The 21,595-nt window shown below is 42.2% G+C and carries 19 protein-coding genes and 1 tRNA gene; 9 read left to right on the top strand and 11 right to left on the bottom strand.

Annotated features, from left to right (window positions below):
- Positions 1-91 precede the first annotated feature (91 nt).
- Complete coding sequence (locus M0221_RS12315; RefSeq protein WP_483283947.1) at positions 92-1,426, top strand: valine--pyruvate transaminase; 1,335 nt, start codon at positions 92-94, stop codon at positions 1,424-1,426.
- A 40-nt stretch (positions 1,427-1,466) separates the two neighbouring features.
- Here the strand turns inward: M0221_RS12315 and M0221_RS12320 are convergent, their stop codons facing one another.
- From M0221_RS12320 to M0221_RS12335, 4 genes are all read right to left on the bottom strand, one after another.
- Complete coding sequence (locus M0221_RS12320) at positions 1,467-1,859, bottom strand: hypothetical protein (RefSeq protein ID WP_011514739.1); 393 nt, start codon at positions 1,857-1,859, stop codon at positions 1,467-1,469.
- Between the two features lie 170 nt (positions 1,860-2,029).
- Positions 2,030-2,674, bottom strand: coding sequence for an imidazole glycerol phosphate synthase subunit HisH (gene hisH, locus M0221_RS12325; protein WP_201551607.1), 645 nt, complete (start codon positions 2,672-2,674; stop codon positions 2,030-2,032).
- Positions 2,675-3,349, bottom strand: coding sequence for an imidazoleglycerol-phosphate dehydratase HisB (hisB, locus tag M0221_RS12330; RefSeq protein WP_011514741.1), 675 nt, complete (start codon positions 3,347-3,349; stop codon positions 2,675-2,677).
- Positions 3,350-3,546: 197 nt separating this feature from the next.
- Positions 3,547-3,687 (bottom strand): hypothetical protein, encoded by a 141-nt coding sequence (locus tag M0221_RS12335; protein WP_020444528.1) that lies wholly within the window; start codon positions 3,685-3,687, stop codon positions 3,547-3,549.
- Between M0221_RS12335 and M0221_RS12340 the strand changes: the two genes are divergently transcribed.
- From M0221_RS12340 to M0221_RS12355, 4 genes are all read left to right on the top strand, one after another.
- Positions 3,686-4,108, top strand: coding sequence for a hypothetical protein (locus M0221_RS12340; RefSeq protein WP_011514742.1), 423 nt, complete (start codon positions 3,686-3,688; stop codon positions 4,106-4,108). The genes M0221_RS12335 and M0221_RS12340 overlap by 2 nt on opposite strands.
- A 122-nt stretch (positions 4,109-4,230) precedes the next feature.
- A tRNA-Phe gene (locus tag M0221_RS12345) sits at positions 4,231-4,306 on the top strand.
- A gap of 179 nt (positions 4,307-4,485) precedes the next feature.
- A complete protein-coding gene (locus tag M0221_RS12350; RefSeq protein WP_201530653.1) occupies positions 4,486-4,986 on the top strand; it encodes a DUF4385 domain-containing protein in 501 nt (166 codons plus the stop codon).
- 96 nt (positions 4,987-5,082) lie between these two features.
- A complete protein-coding gene (locus tag M0221_RS12355) occupies positions 5,083-5,760 on the top strand; it encodes a phosphoglycolate phosphatase (RefSeq protein WP_483283948.1) in 678 nt (225 codons plus the stop codon).
- Between the two features lie 170 nt (positions 5,761-5,930).
- Here M0221_RS12355 and M0221_RS12360 read toward each other — a convergent pair whose 3' ends face one another.
- Positions 5,931-7,481: a YifB family Mg chelatase-like AAA ATPase gene (locus tag M0221_RS12360; protein ID WP_483283949.1), complete on the bottom strand. Its 1,551-nt coding sequence runs from the start codon at positions 7,479-7,481 to the stop codon at positions 5,931-5,933.
- A 346-nt stretch (positions 7,482-7,827) separates the two neighbouring features.
- Here M0221_RS12360 and M0221_RS12365 point away from each other — a divergent pair, with 346 nt between their 5' ends.
- Together M0221_RS12365 and hemN are read left to right on the top strand one after the other, a co-directional pair.
- On the top strand, positions 7,828-10,287 hold the full coding sequence (locus M0221_RS12365) for a penicillin acylase family protein (protein WP_483283950.1): 2,460 nt from the start codon (positions 7,828-7,830) through the stop codon (positions 10,285-10,287).
- 354 nt (positions 10,288-10,641) lie between these two features.
- Entirely contained in the window at positions 10,642-12,105 is a 1,464-nt protein-coding gene (gene hemN, locus M0221_RS12370; protein WP_483284790.1) for an oxygen-independent coproporphyrinogen III oxidase, read from the top strand.
- 97 nt (positions 12,106-12,202) lie between these two features.
- On the opposite strand, the gene M0221_RS12375 is transcribed toward hemN, so the two are convergent.
- From M0221_RS12375 to M0221_RS12390, 4 genes are all read right to left on the bottom strand, one after another.
- Complete coding sequence (locus tag M0221_RS12375) at positions 12,203-13,588, bottom strand: esterase-like activity of phytase family protein (RefSeq protein WP_483283951.1); 1,386 nt, start codon at positions 13,586-13,588, stop codon at positions 12,203-12,205.
- 155 nt (positions 13,589-13,743) lie between these two features.
- Positions 13,744-14,604 carry an SPFH domain-containing protein gene (locus tag M0221_RS12380; RefSeq protein WP_011514749.1) on the bottom strand — a complete coding sequence of 287 codons (861 nt, stop codon included), beginning with the start codon at positions 14,602-14,604 and terminating at the stop codon, positions 13,744-13,746.
- A gap of 15 nt (positions 14,605-14,619) precedes the next feature.
- Complete coding sequence (locus tag M0221_RS12385) at positions 14,620-15,117, bottom strand: NfeD family protein (protein WP_011514750.1); 498 nt, start codon at positions 15,115-15,117, stop codon at positions 14,620-14,622.
- 259 nt (positions 15,118-15,376) lie between these two features.
- Positions 15,377-15,916: a porin family protein gene (locus M0221_RS12390; RefSeq protein WP_011514751.1), complete on the bottom strand. Its 540-nt coding sequence runs from the start codon at positions 15,914-15,916 to the stop codon at positions 15,377-15,379.
- Positions 15,917-16,236: 320 nt separating this feature from the next.
- On the opposite strand from M0221_RS12390, the gene M0221_RS12395 reads away from it, so the two are divergent.
- Both M0221_RS12395 and M0221_RS12400 read left to right on the top strand, forming a co-directional pair.
- Positions 16,237-17,469: an 8-amino-7-oxononanoate synthase gene (locus tag M0221_RS12395; RefSeq protein WP_483283952.1), complete on the top strand. Its 1,233-nt coding sequence runs from the start codon at positions 16,237-16,239 to the stop codon at positions 17,467-17,469.
- A gap of 66 nt (positions 17,470-17,535) precedes the next feature.
- Positions 17,536-18,375 (top strand): methyltransferase domain-containing protein, encoded by an 840-nt coding sequence (locus tag M0221_RS12400; protein ID WP_483283953.1) that lies wholly within the window; start codon positions 17,536-17,538, stop codon positions 18,373-18,375.
- A gap of 85 nt (positions 18,376-18,460) precedes the next feature.
- Here the strand turns inward: M0221_RS12400 and dnaK are convergent, their stop codons facing one another.
- Together dnaK and grpE are read right to left on the bottom strand one after the other, a co-directional pair.
- A complete protein-coding gene (gene dnaK / locus M0221_RS12405) occupies positions 18,461-20,404 on the bottom strand; it encodes a molecular chaperone DnaK (RefSeq protein ID WP_011514754.1) in 1,944 nt (647 codons plus the stop codon).
- Between the two features lie 294 nt (positions 20,405-20,698).
- Complete coding sequence (grpE, locus tag M0221_RS12410; protein WP_483283954.1) at positions 20,699-21,313, bottom strand: nucleotide exchange factor GrpE; 615 nt, start codon at positions 21,311-21,313, stop codon at positions 20,699-20,701.
- Between the last annotated feature and the right edge of the window lie 282 nt (positions 21,314-21,595).

Genomic DNA, 21,595 nt, shown 5'->3' on the forward strand with positions numbered 1-21,595 from the left:
CTGACGATTTGCTATACTAACGCCCATATTATCAGTAGGGGTATGCATTTCTATACCCCATTAATAACTCTCTATAATACGCGGTAACCTTATGAAATTCTCAAAATTCGGTCAAAAATTCACCCAGCCCACTGGCATCTCACAATTGATGGACGATCTGGGCGATGCGCTAAAAAGTGATCAACCTGTCAATATGCTAGGCGGTGGTAACCCTGCCAAAATTGATGCCGTTAATGAGCTGTTTTTGGAGACTTATAAAGCGCTTGGTAATGATAACGATGCAGGTGAGGCCAATAGTAGCGCGATTATCAGCATGGCGAATTACTCTAATCCGCAAGGTGACTCGGCCTTTATCGATGCCTTGGTTGGCTTCTTTAACCGTCATTATGATTGGAATCTGACGTCAGAAAATATTGCTTTGACCAATGGCTCACAGAATGCATTTTTCTATCTGTTTAATCTGTTTGGCGGCGCTTTCGCTGATGAAAAGAATGGAGCTGTGGACAAATCTATTCTACTGCCATTGACCCCTGAGTATATCGGCTATAGTGATGTGCATGTCGAAGGTCAGCATTTCACCGCCGTATTACCGCATATCGATGAAGTGACGCATGATGGTGAGGAAGGCTTCTTTAAATATCGTGTGGATTTTGACGCGTTAGAAAACTTGCCAGCGTTAAAGGAAGGTCGTATCGGCGCGATTTGCTGCTCACGCCCGACCAATCCGACTGGCAACGTGCTTACCGATGACGAAATGGCGCATTTGGCCGAGATTGCCAAACGCTATGACATACCTCTTATCATCGATAATGCCTACGGTATGCCCTTCCCCAATATCATCTACTCTGACGCGCATCTGAATTGGGATAACAATACGATTCTGTGCTTTAGCCTGTCTAAAATTGGCCTACCCGGTATGCGTACTGGTATCATCGTGGCCGATGCCAAAGTAATCGAAGCCGTCAGCGCGATGAATGCGGTAGTAAACCTAGCGCCGACACGCTTTGGTGCAGCCATTGCCACGCCATTGGTAGAAAACGATCGTATCAAGCAGTTGTCAGATAACGACATCAAACCGTTTTATCAAAAGCAGGCGACCCTCGCTGTGAAGCTATTAAAAGAAGCATTGGGCGATTATCCTCTAGTCATTCATAAGCCTGAAGGCGCGATTTTCTTATGGTTATGGTTTAAAGACTTGCCGATTAGTACGCTTGAGCTCTACGAGCGCCTAAAAGAAAAAGGCACGCTTATTGTGCCAAGTGAGTACTTCTTCCCAGGTGTCGATGTTAGCGATTACCAGCATGCACACGAGTGTATCCGCATGAGTATCGCTGCGGATGAGCGGACACTTACTGATGGTATTAAAGTGATTGGTGAGGTGGTACGCGAGTTATATGATGCGGCTAAAAATAGCAAAGCATCATAACTTCAATGATAAAAATAGTTACATAGTAAAAAAAACGGACTTATGAATAGTCCGTTTTTTTCTGCCTTTTAATCATAGGTTTGACTGTACTGATTGACTGAAAAATCTTCGTCCACATGGTAAGTCCATAAAGCACATACGACAGCATACAAGTATTGATAATATCGTGGATACTTGCCATCAGCTCTGCGCTTTCTATCCCTGCGAGACCTAGCTCGGTAATGGTCTGACGGTTATCCAAATACTCGCCTAATAAAGCAATACAGGTCACCATAATTAAAGCGATAAACGCTCTGATACTGTATTTTTTGAAGATTGGACGCAGCAAAATAACGCTCAATAGATAAACACTGATGCCCACATAGATATGTAGGGCATCTTTTTCTAATCCTGTGGCACTCACGACGCCGTTTTTAAAGAGATAAAAGTCCACTATTTATTCCACATATAAGAGAGTAGGAAGTCATTAAGCTTAAAATAAGAATAAAAAAGAGTTTGCGACCATGCAAACTCTTTTGCGCGAGAGCAAAGCAGTACTGTGCTCCTTCCTCGCTCAGATTGTGCCTTTGCCAACCTGACTGCGCAACTAAGTCATACTTATTTTTAAATATCCCAGTCTACAAAATTCTTTAATAACTGCAAACCTGCGGTATGGCTTTTTTCTGGATGGAACTGGGTAGCAAATAAATTATCTTGCAAGATACTGGCACAAAACGGCTGACCATAATCACAAATAGCAGCCACTTGCGAGCTATCTGCTGGCTCGCAGTAATAGCTATGTACAAAATAAAAATGCGCCTTATCTTCGATACCACTCCATAATGGATGAGTAAAATCCATACCACTAATAGTATTCCAGCCCATATGCGGTACTTTTATTTGTACCCCTTTTTCATCTTTCCATGCCGGATCAAAAGCGGGTACTGTGCCATCTAAGATACTCAGGCAGGGCGTGCCACCATTTTCAGCAGACTGCTCAAACAACGCCTGCATGCCAACACAGATAGCCATAACAGGCTTATTAAATATCGCCTGACGTATGACCTCGTCAATACCTGCCGCATGCATGCCAGCGATACAATCACGCATAGCACCGACGCCTGGGAAGAAAATCTTATCTGCTGCCGCCACGACTTTTGGGTCATTGGTGATAGAGACTTCTGCCCCGACCGCTGATAATGCTTTGCTGGCTGAGTGCAAGTTACCCATACCATAATCTAATAGTGCAATTTTTGTGGCACGACTCATCTAAAACGCCTCTTTGGTCGATGGCAAGGTATTTAGCGCACGTTCATCGTATTCACACGCCATACGTAGCGCACGAGCAAAGGCTTTAAAGGTAGATTCGATTTGATGATGACTGTTTTTGCCTTTTAGATTATCTAAATGCACGGTCATCCACGAATGATTCACAAAACCATAGAAGAATTCGCTAAATAAATCGACATCAAAAGTGCCGACATGCGAGCGCGTAAAGGGAATATCCATATGCAGACCTGGACGACCAGATAAATCAACAACCGCACGCGTCAATGCTTCGTCTAGTGGCGCGTAAAAATGCCCATAACGACGGATACCTTTTTTATCACCTAATGCTTTGTTAAATGCTTGACCAAGCGTAATGCCTGTATCTTCAACACTGTGGTGATCATCGATGAAAGTATCACCGGTACATTTGATGTCTAAGTCAAACAAACCGTGACGCTTGATTTGGTCAATCATATGATCCAAAAACGGGACGCCAGTGTCCACAGTACCTTGCCCTGTACCATCAAGATTGACCGTACAGGTCACTTGGGTCTCAGCAGTAATACGCTCAACAGTCGCGATACGTTCAGGGCGACCATGTAAATTTAGTTTTTGCGTAGGATCTTGCTCAGCTGTATTGGGTATATTGGCTGTCGTCGTTAAATTGGCGGTCATGGCTACTCTCTATAAATGAAAAGCGGTCAATAAAATAGGGCGAAAAATGCCCAATATATTCTTACTAGCGTCTAAAATAGATAATAAAACAATCAGGCTAAAAATAAGTTCAATGCTTATTCAAAAAGCCTGTTCAACAAGCCAAAATATGAGGCTTGATGCACACAGAACCTTGTCTATCTTCATCATAGCAAACCCTACCATTTACTGCCATGACCAAGCAGTAAACCACGCACAAAATTCTCGTATTCTGCTAAAATAATAGCTTCAGTTTTATCAATCGTCACCTTTGCTGATTCTATTATGCCTTGCTGTATTAAATTATAGGAATTGAACATGCCTTTAGAAGCCATTGCCATCAATAGTTTGGATGCGCCACTCATCAAAAAGCCTACTCGTGAAAACGAATTAGCCGAGCGCTTAGAGGCGCTCTATGACACCGATGATAGCCAGCCTGATGGTGCTGACGTATTGGCTATTATTGAGCAAGGTTTTAAACGTGGTCAAACGCTGTATGTCGGTATGTTTAATGACAAGCCTATCGCCGCAGTTGCTTGCTTTGATGATGGGCAGACCGATGCCAAACGCTTGCAGTATCTCACCGTACATCTGCAAAATCGCGGTCGTGCGATTGATGCTAAGTTTATCAAACTGGTTTATGATGCTGAAGTCAAAAAAGGCGTGCGTGCATTTGTTGCGGTTGATGCCGAGATTCATCGTATTATGACTGAATACGAGCTACTACGCGTCAAGGATTAATTTTAGCCTAAATAGGCTTATTTCGATGAATCGTTCATTATTTTTGCCCTTTTATTACATATAATGCAAAAACCTCTTGACAGTAAGCGCTATATTTAGTTTAATAGCGCCTCAACGAAGACGGCTCGATAGCTCAGTCGGTAGAGCAACGGATTGAAAATCCGTGTGTCGGCAGTTCGAACCTGCCTCGAGCCACCATTCGTTTAAAGTATTCTAAAAAGCCTCAAACATCACTGTTTGAGGCTTTTTTTATGCCTGCAATCATGACTCACTTCTGTTAATGCTCACTTTCACTTATCTATAACATATCTATGCTACATTTAAATCGTGTAGTCTCTTTATACTAAGGCATCTATGGATAGCCGATAGGTAAGATAATGAGAGAATTTGATTATGACTTGGATTATAAAAATTTAGATTTGCGCGCGCAGCCTGAGCTATACCGTGTCGGTCGCGGTGAACAAGGCGTATTATTGGTAGAACCTTATAAGTCTGAAATCCTACCGCATTGGCGCTTTGCCACCCCTGAGATTGCGCTTGAGAGTAGCGATACTATTTATCAGATGTTTTTAGATTATCTAGCAGCCAATGACTTTGTAGGCGCTGATATGGCACGCAAATTTATTCAAATGGGTTTTACCCGTGCCCGCCGCTATGCCAATCATAAAGGCGGTAAAAAGTATAAAGGGGCAGTCCCTGATGATAAAAAAGGTCAAAGCGGTGCTCATGGACGTGAAGAGCTGCCTCGGCAAACCGAAGACCCTATCAAAGCAGAGTCGGCACGTATTTTTAAGGAAAAATGGGATTTATGCCGTGAAAATAAAGATTATTTAGCGATGAAAGCTGAACACCGAGAGCGCTATAAAGATATTGAATAGGATAGCAAAATTAAGGCTTACTGTTTTCTTATGCTATGGTAATCACCACCAAACAAGTATGAATAAAAAATGCAGAACTTTTAACGGGTAGAAATAATGGATAAGCAACTTTTAATTTTTGATTTTGATGGTACCCTTATTGATAGCGTGCCAGATTTAGCGGATGCGACCAATGCGATGCTGACTACCCTTGGCAAAACGCCCTATCCTCTCAATAGCATTCGTAACTGGGTCGGTAATGGCTCAAGAATGCTTGTTGAGCGCGCCTTGGTTGGTAAGATAGAGGTTTTAGAGGGTGAATTAACTAAAGAAAGCGTCGACCATGCTGAGCAAGTGTTTTTTGACGCTTATAAAAATCTCAGTGGCAGCAAAACTGTCGCTTACCCCGATGTTGATAGTGGGCTCAGAAAGCTACAAGCAGCAGGATATAAGCTGGCATTGGTCACCAATAAGCCGATTCGTTTTGTACCAAAAATACTGCTATCCTTTGGCTGGCAAGACATCTTTAGCGAAGTGCTTGGCGGTGATAGCTTGCCTAGCAAAAAACCAGACCCCGCGCCACTGCTACATGTCTGTGAGACATTGAATGTTAATCCAGAACAAGCGGTCATGATTGGTGATTCAAGAAATGATATCTTAGCGGGACAAAATGCCAATATGGACACGCTCGCATTGTCTTATGGTTATAACTATGGGCAAGATATTCGTGAGCTCAACCCTACCGAAGCCTTTGATGATTTTAGCGCTTTGGTGGACTATTTATTAAAGATTTAGCCTGCAAATATAGTCAGTCTTAAATAAAAGAAGTACAAAAATTATAAGGTACTACTGGTATCAATTTTTCTTGCTTACTGTGTCTACGCAGACAGAGGCTGCGAATAATTAATCCCAGTAGCACTGTATTCTTTTAAAAGTGTATCTACTATAATTAAATCTTAAAACTATCATTTACTACGATAACTGAGCGCTTCAGATACATGGGCGCTCGTGATATCCGCGCTGTCCGCCAAATCAGCAATCGTTCGTGCAACGCGTAGTACCCGATGGTAACCACGAGCAGATAAATTAAGGCGCTGCTGAGCGAGCTGTAATAGCTGCTGCTCGCCCGCCCCTAACTGAATATATTTATCAATTTCACTAGGACTCAGCTCATTATTGACCTTGTTCTGTCGTATTAATTGGCGATTATGTGCTGCCGATACTCGAGTACGTACTTGCTCGGAGGTTTCTCCCGCCTGAGCATTTTGCAGATCCGCAATCGGTAATGCTGGTACGGTGATATGCAAATCAATACGATCAAGTAGCGGACCTGATAGCTTATCTTGATAGCGCTTAATCTGCTCAGCTCTGCAACGACAACGCCCTGAGCCATCACCATCATAGCCACACGGGCACGGGTTCATCGCTGCCACCAGTTGAAAATTTGCTGGAAAGGTCATCTGTGAGTTGGCACGGCTAATAGTGATTTGTTTTGCCTCTAGTGGTTGGCGCAGTACTTCTAATACTGTGCGGTCAAATTCAGGCAACTCATCAAGGAATAATACGCCCTTATTGGCAAGGGTAATCTCACCCGGTTTGGGACGTGAACCGCCACCGACCAATGCCACTGCTGATATGGTGTGATGAACTTGTCTAAAAGGTCGTGTGCCATAATCATAATCACTATCAGCAACCGAATACGTACTGGCAACTTCTAACGCATCTTCTGCACTCAAATCCGGCAAAATAGTTGGCAGGCGTGACGCCATCAAGGTTTTGCCTGAACCCGGTGGTCCTGTAAGTAACAATGAATGACCACCTGCCGCTGCAATCTCTAAGGCACGCCGTGCATGATGCTGTCCTTTTACGTCTGCCAAATCTACTTGATAGCCTATATGCTTCTGTATTTGATTCGGTTCTACTTCGGTTAAGCGTTCATCCAAAAAACTGCTGTCGGTAAGTGACTGCAAGTGATTGCATACAGCCTTTAAATTTGGCGCTGCCAATACGGTTATTCCTTCTACACGGCTAGCCTCTGCCCCATTGATGGTTGGGACAATGAGTTGCCGTGTTGACGACATCATCTTCTCATCACCTTTTAACAGTTGCGTCGCCAATACTTCAGCTTTCATTGCTCGTGCAACCGCCAAACTACCGCTTATTTGCCGCAGCTCACCATTGAGCGCCAACTCCCCAATAAACTCAAACCCTGACAATACCGTTGGATCTAACTGATCACTGGCTGCCAAAATACCGATAGCAATCGGTAAATCAAGACGAGCACCATCCTTTGGTAAATCGGCAGGTGCTAAATTAATCGTCAAACGTCTATTAGGAAACTGAAATCCAGAATTGAGTATCGCTGAGCGCACTCTATCCTTGCTCTCACGTACCGCCGCTTCAGGCAAACCAACAATGGTCAATGCTGGCAGTCCTTGCGACAAATGTACTTCAATGATGACCTCAGGTGCGTGCAGCCCGACTACCGAGCGGGTATAGACTTGAGCAAACGACATAAGCCTTTCCTATAGAGAGATTTATCGATCATAGAGGATTATTAACAAGTGCGCAAATGTTGCGTATTTATTTGTTTGGTTTATTCACTAGCGTAGACGTTTGAAATTGTTATATGATTGAGAAATGCTTTTTGTTTATCTTATTCATCAAATTTCTATAGGTTTTAAGTACATTTTGATGTTTTAACTGACATCACGATTAACCACTGAAAAGCCTGACGGTTAATAAACCTAAACAATAAAAAAGCATGAGCAATAAAAGGAATTTATTGATCGTTTAAAGCATGTTGAATGATTTTCTGTTACAGCTTTAAATAATACCAATTAACCATGGATGGGTAAGCTTATGAGCATCAAAATGCTTAATCGGCGTGTGTACACACTTACGCTATTAACGGCGGCAGTTTCGTTGGGATTGTCTGGTTGTTCGGATAGTGACAATCTTAGTAGCAATGGAAATACTAATGACACCTATGCAGTAGATATCCAGCGCACTGAGTTTGGTATCCCGCATATCACCGCTAAAGACTATAAAGGCTTGGGCTACGGTGTAGGTTATGCCTTTGCCGAAGATAATTTTTGTTCGCTAGCGCGTGAAGTTGTCGTTGCTAGAGGTGAAAGCCTGCTTTATTTAGGTGCTCAAGGTAACGAAGGAAGCGACGTTTTTTACACCTGGTATAACACCCCCGCCAGGCGTGCTGAATTTTTAGCAGCGCAAGACCCTGAAACTATCGATGCGGTCACAGGCTATGCTGCAGGCTTTAGCCGTTATCTACGTGATACAGGTGTGGCTAACATTGATCCTGCTTGTGCCAATGCCGAATGGGTACGTGAGATCACGCTAGATGATTTGTTGACGGTTTATGGCAAAGCCAACTTACGTGGCGGACTCTCTAACTTCGTCAGACAAATCGTAGACACAGCTCCCCCAGTGTCAGGTATCGTCATGGGTAGCTCTAGAATGAGTAGCCCTGAACCTACAGCAGAGTCGGTTGAAAAATTCGATATGACGACTATTAATGTATTAGATGGCGGTAGTAACGCTTATGCCTTTGGTAGTGAAGTAACAGGTACTGATAGTGGCGTGATGTATGGCAATCCGCATGAACCATGGGAAGGCGTACAGCGTTTTTATGAGTTTCATACCACAATACCAGATGAGCTTGACGTGATGGGTTCAGCTCAGCAAGGGCAACCTTTTATCAATATCGGCTTTAATAAAGACGTGGCTTGGAGCCATACGGTATCGACTGCTAAGCGCTTTACGCTTTATCAGCTTAGTCTAGTCAAGGGTAATCCTTTTAAATACAACTATGTCAACAGCGCAGGCATGGTTGAACAACGTGATATTGAAACGGTTCCAGTCACTATTAAGATGCCAAACAATCAAACAATGACTCGAAACATATATGTTTCACAATATGGACCAATCTTAAACGCTAAACTACTTAATCCTAATTTACCAGCATGGGGTGATGCTAATAACGTCGTTTATACTATCCGTGATGCTGCCTCTGAAAACCCAAGAGCACTTAATCAGTGGCGCAGTATGAATATGGCCACTAGCGTTGAGGATCTCGTCGATAGAATGCAAAACATTCTAGGCCTAGGGTTTGTCAATACCATTGCTACTGATCGTAACGGTAAAGCGCTTTATGCTGATATTTCAACCGTACCTAATGTCACTAGAGAAAAGCTAGCAGCCTGTAGTGCTAACGCTGGAGCTGCTCTTCCTCTGCTGATTGCCTCAGACTTACCTGCACTTAATGGTAGTACTGCTGCCTGTGAATGGGGTAATGATGCTGACTCTCCGCAAGCGGGGATTTTTGGTGGTTCAAACTTACCATTCATAATACGTGATGATTATGCCCTTAATTCTAACGACAGTTATTGGCTCAGTAATGCAAAACAACCATTAACTGGATTCTCACCACTACTACAACGTAATTTAGTGTCTTTCGCTGGAGTATCAACTCCTGAAGCCACTCCATTGTCATTGCGGACTCGCATGGCGTTTACGCAAATCTTGGATCGATTAGATAATAAAGATGGTTTAGGTGGTACTACTTTTAACATAAAAAATATGGAAGAAGTTGTCTATGGTAATCGTAGTTATGCGGCTGAACTGGTACTCAATGATGTAATAGCTAATTGTAAGCAACTTCCTATATTACCTCTGACTGGCGGTAGTACTATCGATGCTACTCAAGCATGTAATGTCTTAGCTACTTGGGATCGTCGTAATAATCTTGATAGCAAAGGCGCTCATATCTTTAGAAAATTTTGGACCAACCTTCGTGTTAGTGGACTTACTAATGCAGGATTCAGAACTCCTTTTAACGAAACCGATCCAGTGAATACACCACGTGATCTAATCATTAATGAGAACACGCGTAGAGCATTAGGTGACTCAATTGCTTACTTTAACAGTAAAAATATCGCGCTTGATGCCCCATTAGGCAGCTTGCAATTCGTTATTGATGCAAGCAAAAACGGTGAGAAAATTCCTATGCATGGTGGCTTTGGTCCTGAAGGCGTCTTCAACGTCGCAAGCTCAAGTCAAAACAGCGATGGCACTTATGGTCCAGTGACCAATGGTCCAACTTATATGCAATCAGTAACGTTTGATAGTAAAGGCCCTGTCGTTGAAGCGCTGTTAGCCTTCTCGCAAGCTGGTGATACGACTCGTCCTTTCCATCGTGATCAGACCCGTCGTTATTCTGCTAAAGACTGGATTCGTCTGCCTTTTAGCGCTGGTGAAATATCTAAGCAAGCCATTGGCAATAAGATTCAATTAAGAGAATAAAATTAGCGTAATATTTGATAGTAATAGAAAAGACTTTAGGACAATCCTAGAGTCTTTTTTTTATCACCTAGCTATACAACTTTATAGCTATATGGTTAACGTCGCTGTATAACTAACCTCGCTGTCCATGCCACTATAAGCTGTGATTTGTTATACTAGTCATTACTTATTTCAATCGTTTTTTATTCACTTTCTTAAGAAATACAGCTATTAGCAAAGCCATAAATGTCTTATTCAAAATAGCGATCGATACAGTCAAACGAGGAATCTCGCATGTCAGAACAACTTGATATCAATAGCACACCTGAACACGCCATCAATGCGAGCGAGCAGCCCACTACAGTGCGTCCTGTTATGCAACCGGACAATCCATATGCCAGTACTCGTGGCAGCATCACCAGCAAACAGCTGCCAGCATTCGATCAAGATATTATTAATAAGTATAATCGTTCGGGACCACGCTATACCTCTTACCCAACTGCTTTAGAGTTTTCATCGATACCAGAAGGGCTTGAGACAAAAATTCTGCAAGCGCGCGAAGTCCATGCGCCGTTATCGCTTTATTTCCATATCCCGTTTTGTCGCCATCTTTGCTATTACTGTGCTTGCAATAAAATCATCACCAAAAAGAATAGCGATGCAGGCAATTATTTAGAGCATCTAATTGCTGAAGTTAAACACAAACGTAGCTTATTAACGCCACCAGAAGACGGTAAAAAACCACTGGTTAAACAGCTACATTTCGGTGGTGGTACACCAACCTTTTTACAAGACAATGAGTTGATACAACTGTGGGAGTTTTTGCAGACCCAGTTTGAGTTTTTACCAGAAGATCAAGGTGATTACTCTATCGAAATTGACCCGCGCGAGCTCAGTAGCGAGACCTTAAAAATATTGCGTAATTTAGGTTTTAATCGCGTCAGCTTAGGCGTACAGGATTTAGACGAGACCGTACAAATTGCCGTTAATCGTGTACATTCAGCAGAGCTTATTGAAAATGTATTAAATGAGGCGCGCGAATTAGGCTTTCATTCTATCAATGTCGATTTGATTTATGGCTTACCACATCAAACGCCTGAAACCTTTGATAAAACCATACGCCGTATTATCGAGATGTCACCAGATCGCTTGTCGGTATTTAATTATGCTCATTTGCCTGAACGCTTTAAGGCGCAGCGTCAAATCAAAGAGGACGATTTACCTACTCCATCTGATAAGCTCACAATGCTCGGTAATACCATCAATACCTTAACTGAAGCCGGTTATCAATATATTGGTATTGACCATTTTGCCAAACCTGATGATGAGCTGGCCATCGCCCAGCGTGAAGGCAAGTTGCATCGTAATTTTCAGGGCTATACCATCATGGGCGATTGTGATTTACTGGGCTTTGGCGTGTCTTCAATCAGTCAAATTGCCAATGCCAACAGCAGTTATATCCTACAAAATCACACCGATTTGCAGGTATATAAAGACACTATCGATGCAGCACGTAATAATCCTACCATCATGCCGGCGGTCAACGTGATTAAAACCTCTATCAAAGATCGCTTACGCGAATACGTGATTATGAATTTACTGTGTCACGATTATATGGATTTTAGAGACATCAATCAGAAATTTGGCATCGATGCTATTACCTACTTTATTCATGAGATTCAACAGCTTGGTGAAATGCAAGAAGACCGCTTGATTGATATGGATGCTGCTGGCATTCGCGTGTTACCAAGAGGTCGCTTATTGGGTCGTAATGTAGCCATGGTATTCGATGAATATCTGGATAAAAAACATAAAGACCGCTTCTCAAAAGTTATTTAAATCATTGGCCTCTAAAATATAAATAATAAAAAAGACCTCGATTGAGGTCTTTTTTTGGTTAGTGATAAATTTAATGTCTTATTATTAGAGACCGTCTTTATGCAGTAGGCATCACAAGATATAATCGATTGGCATCCTCTATGGTTTTTTCTTTATCTAGGTATTTTTGTTCAATCGTGCTTTTTGCATCCACTATCTCTGTATCTGTCATCGCAAAATCATCATCATTGAGCAAACCTAACGAGCCGTCTTGCCGTAACCATAATCCTTCAAGCTTATCATGCGGATAATTTAGCGTAGCAAGCACATCGACGACCAAAGTTTTTTTAACAGGCTTGATAGCTAGCTTTTCGAGTAGTTGCCAGCTTACTTCGTTTTCTGCTATCAATTGCTCGAGCGTTTGACCGTCAATAGTCAAACCGAAAGTATGATCTTGTTGGATGATATGTGGATTATCAGCACTGATAATGGTTTCGATATCTGTTGCCTGAGAGATATCGACTTTATAAATGAGTTTTTTTGCCGATTTATCTTGTAATGGAAACTTGCGGTCATGTTCAATGAGATAAAATTCATGTTCATTGATAGCGACTATCCCTGACGCTACATGCTCTGCTGCGTCAAGACGATATAAATATTGCTCTATTTTCCCTGAAACTAAGTTAATAGTGACGATACGAACCAAACTAGAGCCACGACCCGATTTGTCAGGATTGTCCATAGAAGACTCCATGATACCTACAAGCGTAGTCTGGTCAGGCGTAATGGTTAATGCTTCCATACCACGATTGGCGCGGCGCTTGGTAAACTCTGCCGGTAATAACACCTGCTTACCGTTAATAATCACATTATTGCGTTCGTCATGCGCAAAAGGATTGATACGGGCAATTTCCACCCCATTCGCGTCATAGTGGACGAGATGTGGACCATATTCATCGCTGACCCAAAAACTGCCATCTATGAGTGCCGCAAGTCCTTCAGGGTCTAAACCATTGATATCACTTCTGATAGGGTTGGTCACTTCATCAAACGGCAAATCTGGATTCACCGTCATCGGTTGACCATTAATATCATAAGGTACTTCATTGGTACCGCCAAAGGCTTTTGGATTCGGTAGTCCAGAGATAGGATTGCCATTGCTATCTTTAAGCAATATCTCTTTTACCTTGATGATTTTGCCATCAGCTTGTAACTCAAACAATCCAATAGACGGCGTATAATTGGGCACTAAAAACTGCTTACCTTTACCAGCAATACCATCAAAGTCGGCATTGGGACCTCGATCGGTAAGTACATAGAATTGATTAGCATTGCTTGGATGTGCCGCCGCATCTGAACCATAACCACCACCGCGTATTTCTAAATTTTTCTCAGGATAGGCAGCATTAGTATGCGTTGCGTCAAGCACGCTATAAGGTAATGGACTGCCTTGCGGAAAATCCACAATTGAGATTATTTCTATATTTAGCTTCTGCTCAGTCATTATCATTTTCCTTATCTCAATATTCTTAGTATTCAAAAACGGTATTTCATAAAAAATGATAGATAAATTAAAGGCAAAAAAATAACCAGTGCTTAGCATACTCACTGGCTTTTTTTATACGTTGTGCTTATAGCATGTGGTCAAAGCACAGCTGCTTAAACCTTAAGCTTATCACCGACCATGCCTTTTACGGTACTTAGAATGTCAGCGGGTAATACCACCATTTTTGAGTTATCAGACTCAGCCAGCTGACGAATCGCTTTAATATACTGCTCGCCAAGTAAGTAGACAATCGGCATCTCTTCAGTGCCCATTGCCGCAGTGATTAGACGGATAGACTCCTCTGAGCCTTTCGCCAGTACCACCTGCGCCTCAGCGTCACGGCGTGAGGCCTCTAAACGCCCATCTGCTTCTAAGATAGCCGCTTGCTTTTGACCATCAGCACGGGTCACTGTCGCTCGGCGTAGACGCTCTGCCGCTGCCTGTTCTTCCATTGATGCCTGCATGGTTTGCGACGGATTAATATCTTGAATCTCTACTGTCTTTAACGTGATACCCCAATCTGCAATATCTTCTGAGATGGCATGCTTTAGCTTCATTTTTATTTCATCACGGCTAGATAAGGCACTATCAAGATCCATCTCACCGATGATTGAACGTAAAGACGTTTGTACCAGATTACGAATACCATACTCATAATCTTCGATGCCATAGACCGCTTTATCAGGGCGAATAATATTAATGTAAGCCACAGCATTAGCGATAATCACTACGTTATCGCGGGTAATCACTTCTTGTGACGGAATATCAAGGACGATGTCTTTGGTCGTGACTTTGTAAGAAACATCATCGACATAAGGGATAATAAGGTTTAGACCTGGCTCTAACGTTTGGCTATATTTCCCTAAGCGCTGTACCACCCATTTATACCCTTGTGGTACGATTCGCACACCTTTAAACACGGTAAAGACTACCAGTGCAACCAAAACCACCATAACAATGCTAAAGCTTTCCATAATTTATCCTTATTATTATACGCGCATATTTTGGTTCACAGCTGCCTTCGATGTCATGCTACTCACAATCAGCTCGTTACCAACGATATCTGTTACCACTACTCGATCACCGACTGCCACTTGCTCACCTCGAGTACGGCACATCCATTCAGTGGCACCCACAATAGGCACATTAAAACGCACCATGCCCGCCCTATCTGGCTGCGGCTGCGCAATAATCATACCTGTTTCACCAACGATCACACTGCCGCCAAGTCCTGCTTTAGTACGATCAACCGATAAAGGTTTGATAAACTTAAACCATGCCAGCAAAAAGATAGCGGAGAGGAGTAACCAGATAATGATTTGTACGGATACCGAAACAGGCAGAAGCCATGCAAGCGCAGCCACTATGATAGCAGCAGCACCAAACCAAAGACTGGCAAAGGTTGGCACAAACATCTCGACAATCAGCAGCGAAAAGCCTAATACCAGCCAATGCCAAGGTTCAATCATCCAAAGAGTCTCCATCATTGCTTTATTCCCTATCTTTGTTATCCTAGCTTTCAATGTAGCACATTTCCTCCTCCAAGGACGTTTTAAAAGCGCTATAAAAACAATGTCTTAATCCTATCAACTTTCTTAGTATTAAAGCACATCCATATTTGCCTTAAACTAAGACTAGTTATATTGTGCTTAAAAAAAGCAAAAAAAAACGACCGCCGAAGCGATCGTTTTTTATTTTGGGCGTTCTTATTAATACTTTAATATAAAGAGATTAAGTATCAAGAAATTAGAACTTTAGCTGTGCACCAACAGTCATAAGATCTGCGTCACTACCTAGCTTGTCATATTCAGCTTCAACACTGAAGTTAGGGTTCACTGAGTAGCCAAGACCTACACCACCAGCTAAGCTAGTATCTTTGTTTGAACCGTTATAAAAACCTGCTGGAGAAGTACCAGTCGCTTCTATTTCAGTTCTTGCAACACCTAGCTTACCTTTAGCATATAAACCAGTATTTGGGAAAGCATAACGGTAGGTACCATAAGCGCCGTAAGTTTTTGCGTCGATGTCACCGCCTCTGTAATCTGCGTCATCTGAGCCTACAAATTCAGCTTCCATACCAAAGTTAGGATCGAAATTATAGCCTGCGTATACGCCATATGCGGTTGGATCATCAGCGCCATCAACGTCTAAATCAAATTGACCGACTTTAGCACCAACGTATGGTTGACCAGTGTAGCCGTTGCCATAAGAAACGGCAGCTTGTGCACCCATGCTTAGTAATGAACCGGCTGCTAATGCAATTAGAGTTTTCTGTAGAGTTTTCATGTGTATCTCCTTAAAATCACTGTGGACAAACAAGTTATTTATTTATGTGGACTTTTTAGTCATATCGCCTTGTTTGCTAACGATGTATACATAGTAACAAACCATGTCAGAAACTCTGTCAGTGTTTAATGGTAAGAAAGTTAAGTTTTGCAAGTGTTTATCAGTGTTCAAGTTACAAAGGCCGATATATGAAATCTTTTGTTACAACCACTCAGTTTGTGCAATAATCCCTACTTATTCTTGAGACGATTTACTAAGAAACTCATTTTAATAAGTAAAAACGATCAAATAAAAGCGACTAAATAAAAAAAGGGACATCAATGACTGCTCTTATTATCAATCGTCTGCAAGAGTCGCTCAACGCGCTAAAAGCAGCGAATCAATACCGTCAGATACCTAACTTACAACACCACGAGCAATATGTGATTATCGAAGGCAAGCGATTACTCAATATCGCTAGCAACGATTATCTTGGCTTGGGCAGTAATAAGCAACTCCAGAGCGATTTCCTTAATCAACTCAATCAATTTCCAGTCGATAGTATGCCTAGGATGAGTGCCACCTCCTCTAGGCTCTTGACAGGTAACGATGAACATCTGCAAGCATTGGAGTCTGAACTACAAGAATGGTATCAAAACGCTGTAGACAAGAAAAACCTATCCCCATCAAAATCGGTACTGGTATTCAACAGCGGCTACCATGCCAATATAGGTATTTTGCCTGCACTGACGACATTGCCAATCAAAACGCTCATTTTGGCAGATAAACTGGTGCATGCTAGTATTATTGATGGCATACGCCTCAGCCAAAGTAAGCTGGTTAGCTATCGTCGTTACCGTCACAACGACTATGAGCATTTAGCCAAATTTATTGAGCAAGCAGATTCAAGTGTTGAGCGCATTATTATTGTCACGGAGAGTATTTTTAGTATGGATGGTGACCGCGCTGACTTGGCGCAATTGGTACAACTAAAAGCAAAAGATGCTCGTATTGAGCTGTATATCGATGAAGCCCATGCTATCGGTATCTTAGGTGATTCAGGTTTAGGATTGGCAGAAGAAACCCAAACACTGGCTGATATTGATTATCTGGTGGGAACTTTTGGTAAAGCTTTTGCCTCTATTGGCGCTTATATCATGTGTGATGGTGTCGTCAAACACTGGCTAATTAATCAGATGCGCCCCCTCATTTTTAGCACCGCATTACCACCCATTAATCACGCATGGACACGTTTTATTTTAGCAAAAATGCCAAACTTAACGGAGCAGCGCCTTCATTTGGCACGGCTATCCGCCACGCTTAGTGACGCTATTCCCGAACGATATCGCGTGTCGTTAATTCATCAAGATGCAGGCTATGCCTCCCCTATCGTGCCTTATATACTAGGCGATAATGCGCTCACTGTCAAAAAAGCAAAGCAGCTACAAGCAGCAGGATTTTATGCCTTACCTGTCAGACCGCCTACTGTTCCTGCCAATACTGCTCGTATTCGCTTAGTGATGAATGCAGCGCTTAGCCATGAGGAGTGTCAGCGGCTGATAGCGCATTTATAATGCGATTATTTTTTAGTAACTACTTTCTTTTAGCGTTAAGCGAATTATTTGGATGCAACAAACAACATGAAACCTCCTGCTATACCTGACATTCTCAGCACAAGAAAACAAACCATCGCGCGTCACTTTGCCACTGCTAGCGATTATGACCAGCATGCCCATATTCAAGCGCAAATCTGTCAGCATCTCCTTGCCCTTATCGCTCGTACTAAGCAAGATAGCGTATTTGAAATCGGTGCAGGCACAGGCCAGATGACACGGTTGTTGGCAGAGAACGTTCAAAGTCAGCACTGGTTTATCAATGATCTATGTTCTGAAAGGGCAGCGATATTGCAATCGATAGTACCAACAGCCAACATAATGATTGGCGATGCTGAGACCATAGAATTATCCAAAGGCTCTAATTCAATAAACCCTAGTTTGATAGAGCACAGCCTAATAGTCAGTGCAAATGCGGTACAGTGGTTTGATAACCCATTGAGCTTTGTAAAACAATCTGCCCAGCGTTTGCGAGCAGGAGGGCAATTAGTCTTTAATACTTTTACGCCAGATAACTTTTTGCAAATTAAGCAACTAACGGGTCAAGGGTTACATTATCCAGCTATCAGTGAGTGGCAATCAGCATTAGAAGTCGCAGGTTTTGAGAATATCAAACTATTAACTCAGCGCTTTGATGTACCTTTTGCCAATCCCTACGCTGTTCTTAAACATATGAAGCTGACAGGGGTTTCGACTAATCGAACGCAAGATCAGTCAAGTAGTGGTCAGCCATTTACATGGACCAAGTCCCGTCTAAAACAATTTGAGCAAGATTACTGGCAACAGTTTTCTGAATTAAATAAAGATGGTCAACCTCATGTGAATTTGACTTATGATGTACTGATGATAAGCGCTTTTAAAGCGTGACATGTGAATTGCAATCTTATTAATGAAATAAAAAAACGCACCCCGAAGGATGCGTTTTTTATTTAACTACTTATTAGCAGTATAATTATTTTTTGTCGTCTTCTACTTCAGTGAACTCAGCATCGACCACATCGTCGTCTGCTTGGTTGCTCTCGCCAGCATTATCCGCACCTTGTTGGAACTGGTTTGGATCCATACCTTCGGCGCTAGCGCCTGCATCAGCATAAATCTTCTGGCTAACTGGTAAGAAGGCATTGTCTAATGCTTCAAGCTTGGCTTTGATCTCTTCATGGTCATCTTCTTTCGCCGCTGCTTCAAGCTCAGAGATAGCCGCTTCTACTGATGATTTTTCATCGTCAGATACTTTATCAGCCGCATCTTTTAGCGCTTTTTGTACTGCATGGATACGACCATCCGCTTCATTACGCACTTGCGCAAGATTTGCGAATTTCTCATCTTCAGCAGCATTGGCTTCAGCATCACGAATCATTTGTTCAACTTCTTCGTCCGATAAACCAGAATCCGCTTTGATTTGGATACTTTGAGCTTTACCAGTGCCTTTATCCGTCGCTGAGATATTCATGATACCGTCAGCATTGATGTCAAAGCTTACTTCGATTTGTGGCAAACCACGTGGTGCTGGTGGAATATCAGTTAAGTCAAAACGACCAAGCTGTTTATTTTGGTTCGCAATTTTACGCTCGCCTTGATAAACCTGAATGCTAACTGCTGGCTGGTTGTCTTCAGCCGTTGAGAATACCTGTGATTTCTTAGTCGGAATCATGGTATTTTTCTCAATGATTGGCGTCAAGATGCCACCCATGGTTTCGATACCAAGCGTCAATGGTGTCACATCAAGTAGCAATACGTCGGTTTTTTCACCAGACAATACCGCACCTTGAATAGCTGCACCGGCTGCTACTGCTTCATCAGGGTTCACGTCTTTACGTGGCTCTTGACCGAAGAATTCTTGCACTTTTTGCTGTACCAAAGGCATACGAGTCTGACCACCAACCAAGATGACGTCGTCAATATCGCCGATTTTTATACCTGCATCTTCAAGGGCAATCTTACAAGGACCCATGGTACGTTGTACCAATTCTTCAGTTAAGCTCTCAAGTTTTGAGCGACTGATAGTCACAACCAAATGCTTAGGACCACTGCTATCAGCAGTGATATACGGCAAGTTTACTTCAGTACTTTGGGCACTTGATAGCTCAATTTTTGCTTTTTCTGCCGCTTCTTTGAGACGCTGCATCGCAAGAGAGTCACCTTTTAGGTTGACGTCTTGGTCTTTTTTGAATTCAGCGACTAAGAAGTCAATCAATGCTGAGTCAAAATCTTCACCACCAAGGAAAGTGTCACCATTGGTCGCTAATACTTCAAACTGCTGCTCACCATCAACATCAGCGATTTCGATGATTGATACGTCAAAGGTACCACCACCTAAGTCATAAACTGCAACAGTGCTATCGCCTTGCTTTTTGTCCATGCCATAAGCAAGAGCAGCAGCAGTTGGTTCGTTGATGATACGTTTTACATCAAGACCGGCGATTTTACCGGCATCTTTAGTTGCTTGGCGCTGTGAATCATTAAAGTAAGCAGGTACAGTAACGACTGCTTCAGTAACGGCTTCACCAAGATAATCTTCGGCTGTTTTTTTCATTTTTTTCAAGATTTCCGCAGAAACCTGTGGTGGTGCTAGTTTTTTGCCGTTGATTTCAACCCATGCATCACCGTTATCGGCTTTGGCGATTTTGTAAGGCACCATACCAATGTCTTTTTGCACGACTTTGTCATCAAAACGACGACCAATCAAACGCTTGATAGCAAAAAGCGTGTTGTTTGGGTTGGTAACCGCTTGACGCTTGGCTGACTGACCAACAAGGATCTCGTCATCTTTATAAGCGACAATCGATGGGGTGGTACGAGTACCTTCAGCATTTTCGATGATTTTAACTTTATCACCTTCCATTACTGCGACACATGAGTTGGTTGTACCTAAATCAATACCAATGACTTTACCCATAATGAATTGCTCCTAATTTATTTTTAAATAAAATTTTATTTCATCAGACCGTCGATCACTAGATCGTAGTCGGTCACTTGTTGCTTTATATCGGTTTGCTTATGTATTTTTTCAAGTCGATAACCATGCAAATAATGCCTTTTGTGTGATTTTTTGTGAAAACCCTCACTAATAATAAGGTTTAGCACAGTTAAAGACTGAATATCTTTTGCCTATATACTCTATAAGCATCTAGGACTACATTGGCGACGTTATATGCTTAGCATACTACCGCTTTAGCGCCTGTCCTACTTACTACTGACCGACACGTACCATCGCCGGACGTAATAGACGTCCATTTAAACTATAGCCTTTTTGCAAGACTGTACCAACAGTATCGGCTGGCGCATCAGCGTCGATACCGACCGCTTCATGAAAATCAGCGTTGAATTTTTCGCCTTGTGGCTCGACCACTTCGACGCCATTTTTGTTCAGCACATCTAGCAATGCTTTATGTGTCAGTCTCACGCCTTCAGTAACAGGATCGTCTGCATTGACGTTTTCAATCGCACGCTCCAAGTTATCCACCACTTCCAAAAGCTCTTTGGCAAATTTCTGTAGTGCAAAACGTTTGCTCTTATCTGCCTCTTGCTCCATACGCTTTTGCGCATTGTAAGTTTCGGCATTGGCACGAGCGGTACTTTCTTTAGCTTGTTTAACTTCGCCTTCTAGCTCAGCGATACGGGCTTTAAAAGTATCAAGATCAATATCATTTTCGATGACATTTTCTTCACCAGCATTATTTTGTGGGTCAAATTCTTTTAAAGTCTCTTCTAAGATACTCTCATCGTGTACCACATTATCATGTGAAACATTGTCATGTGAAACATTTTGATCGATCGATTCGTGGTTGTTATTTTGCTCGCTCATGATAACTCCTTGATAGTGTCATAATTTAATAGCGTCATAATTCAATAGTGTCATTATTTAATAGTGTCATTATTTAATAGTGTCGTAATAATGATGCAATGTAGCACACAAAAAATTGGCACAGCGCTCGCCACTTTGTGGTTATTACTAATGCATTTACTCATAATTCATAGGCTTATACTGCCTACTTAACCTTTATTACTGGTTCTTTGTATAACTATATGTAATCACCTTTCAATAGCTGCTTGATAAAGGTTGTGCAGGCAAATTTCAAGCCCAATG

The organism is Psychrobacter sp. ANT206, assembly GCF_056880555.1.

Bases quoted from the DNA above. Each gene is read 5' to 3' on its own strand.
- M0221_RS12365 (WP_483283950.1), top strand. From the start codon at position 7,828: ATGAGCATCAAAATGCTTAATCGGCGTGTGTACACACTTACGCTATTA.
- hisB (WP_011514741.1), bottom strand. From the start codon at position 3,349: ATGACCGCCAATTTAACGACGACAGCCAATATACCCAATACAGCTGAG.
- M0221_RS12360 (WP_483283949.1), bottom strand. From the start codon at position 7,481: ATGTCGTTTGCTCAAGTCTATACCCGCTCGGTAGTCGGGCTGCACGCA.
- M0221_RS12355 (WP_483283948.1), top strand. From the start codon at position 5,083: ATGGATAAGCAACTTTTAATTTTTGATTTTGATGGTACCCTTATTGAT.
- M0221_RS12375 (WP_483283951.1), bottom strand. From the start codon at position 13,588: ATGACTGAGCAGAAGCTAAATATAGAAATAATCTCAATTGTGGATTTT.
- M0221_RS12350 (WP_201530653.1), top strand. From the start codon at position 4,486: ATGAGAGAATTTGATTATGACTTGGATTATAAAAATTTAGATTTGCGC.
- hisH (WP_201551607.1), bottom strand. From the start codon at position 2,674: ATGAGTCGTGCCACAAAAATTGCACTATTAGATTATGGTATGGGTAAC.
- M0221_RS12390 (WP_011514751.1), bottom strand. From the start codon at position 15,916: ATGAAAACTCTACAGAAAACTCTAATTGCATTAGCAGCCGGTTCATTA.
- M0221_RS12380 (WP_011514749.1), bottom strand. From the start codon at position 14,604: ATGGAAAGCTTTAGCATTGTTATGGTGGTTTTGGTTGCACTGGTAGTC.
- M0221_RS12395 (WP_483283952.1), top strand. From the start codon at position 16,237: ATGACTGCTCTTATTATCAATCGTCTGCAAGAGTCGCTCAACGCGCTA.
- dnaK (WP_011514754.1), bottom strand. From the start codon at position 20,404: ATGGGTAAAGTCATTGGTATTGATTTAGGTACAACCAACTCATGTGTC.
- M0221_RS12340 (WP_011514742.1), top strand. From the start codon at position 3,686: ATGCCTTTAGAAGCCATTGCCATCAATAGTTTGGATGCGCCACTCATC.
- hemN (WP_483284790.1), top strand. From the start codon at position 10,642: ATGCAACCGGACAATCCATATGCCAGTACTCGTGGCAGCATCACCAGC.
- M0221_RS12315 (WP_483283947.1), top strand. From the start codon at position 92: ATGAAATTCTCAAAATTCGGTCAAAAATTCACCCAGCCCACTGGCATC.
- M0221_RS12385 (WP_011514750.1), bottom strand. From the start codon at position 15,117: ATGATGGAGACTCTTTGGATGATTGAACCTTGGCATTGGCTGGTATTA.
- M0221_RS12335 (WP_020444528.1), bottom strand. From the start codon at position 3,687: ATGTTCAATTCCTATAATTTAATACAGCAAGGCATAATAGAATCAGCA.
- grpE (WP_483283954.1), bottom strand. From the start codon at position 21,313: ATGAGCGAGCAAAATAACAACCACGAATCGATCGATCAAAATGTTTCA.
- M0221_RS12400 (WP_483283953.1), top strand. From the start codon at position 17,536: ATGAAACCTCCTGCTATACCTGACATTCTCAGCACAAGAAAACAAACC.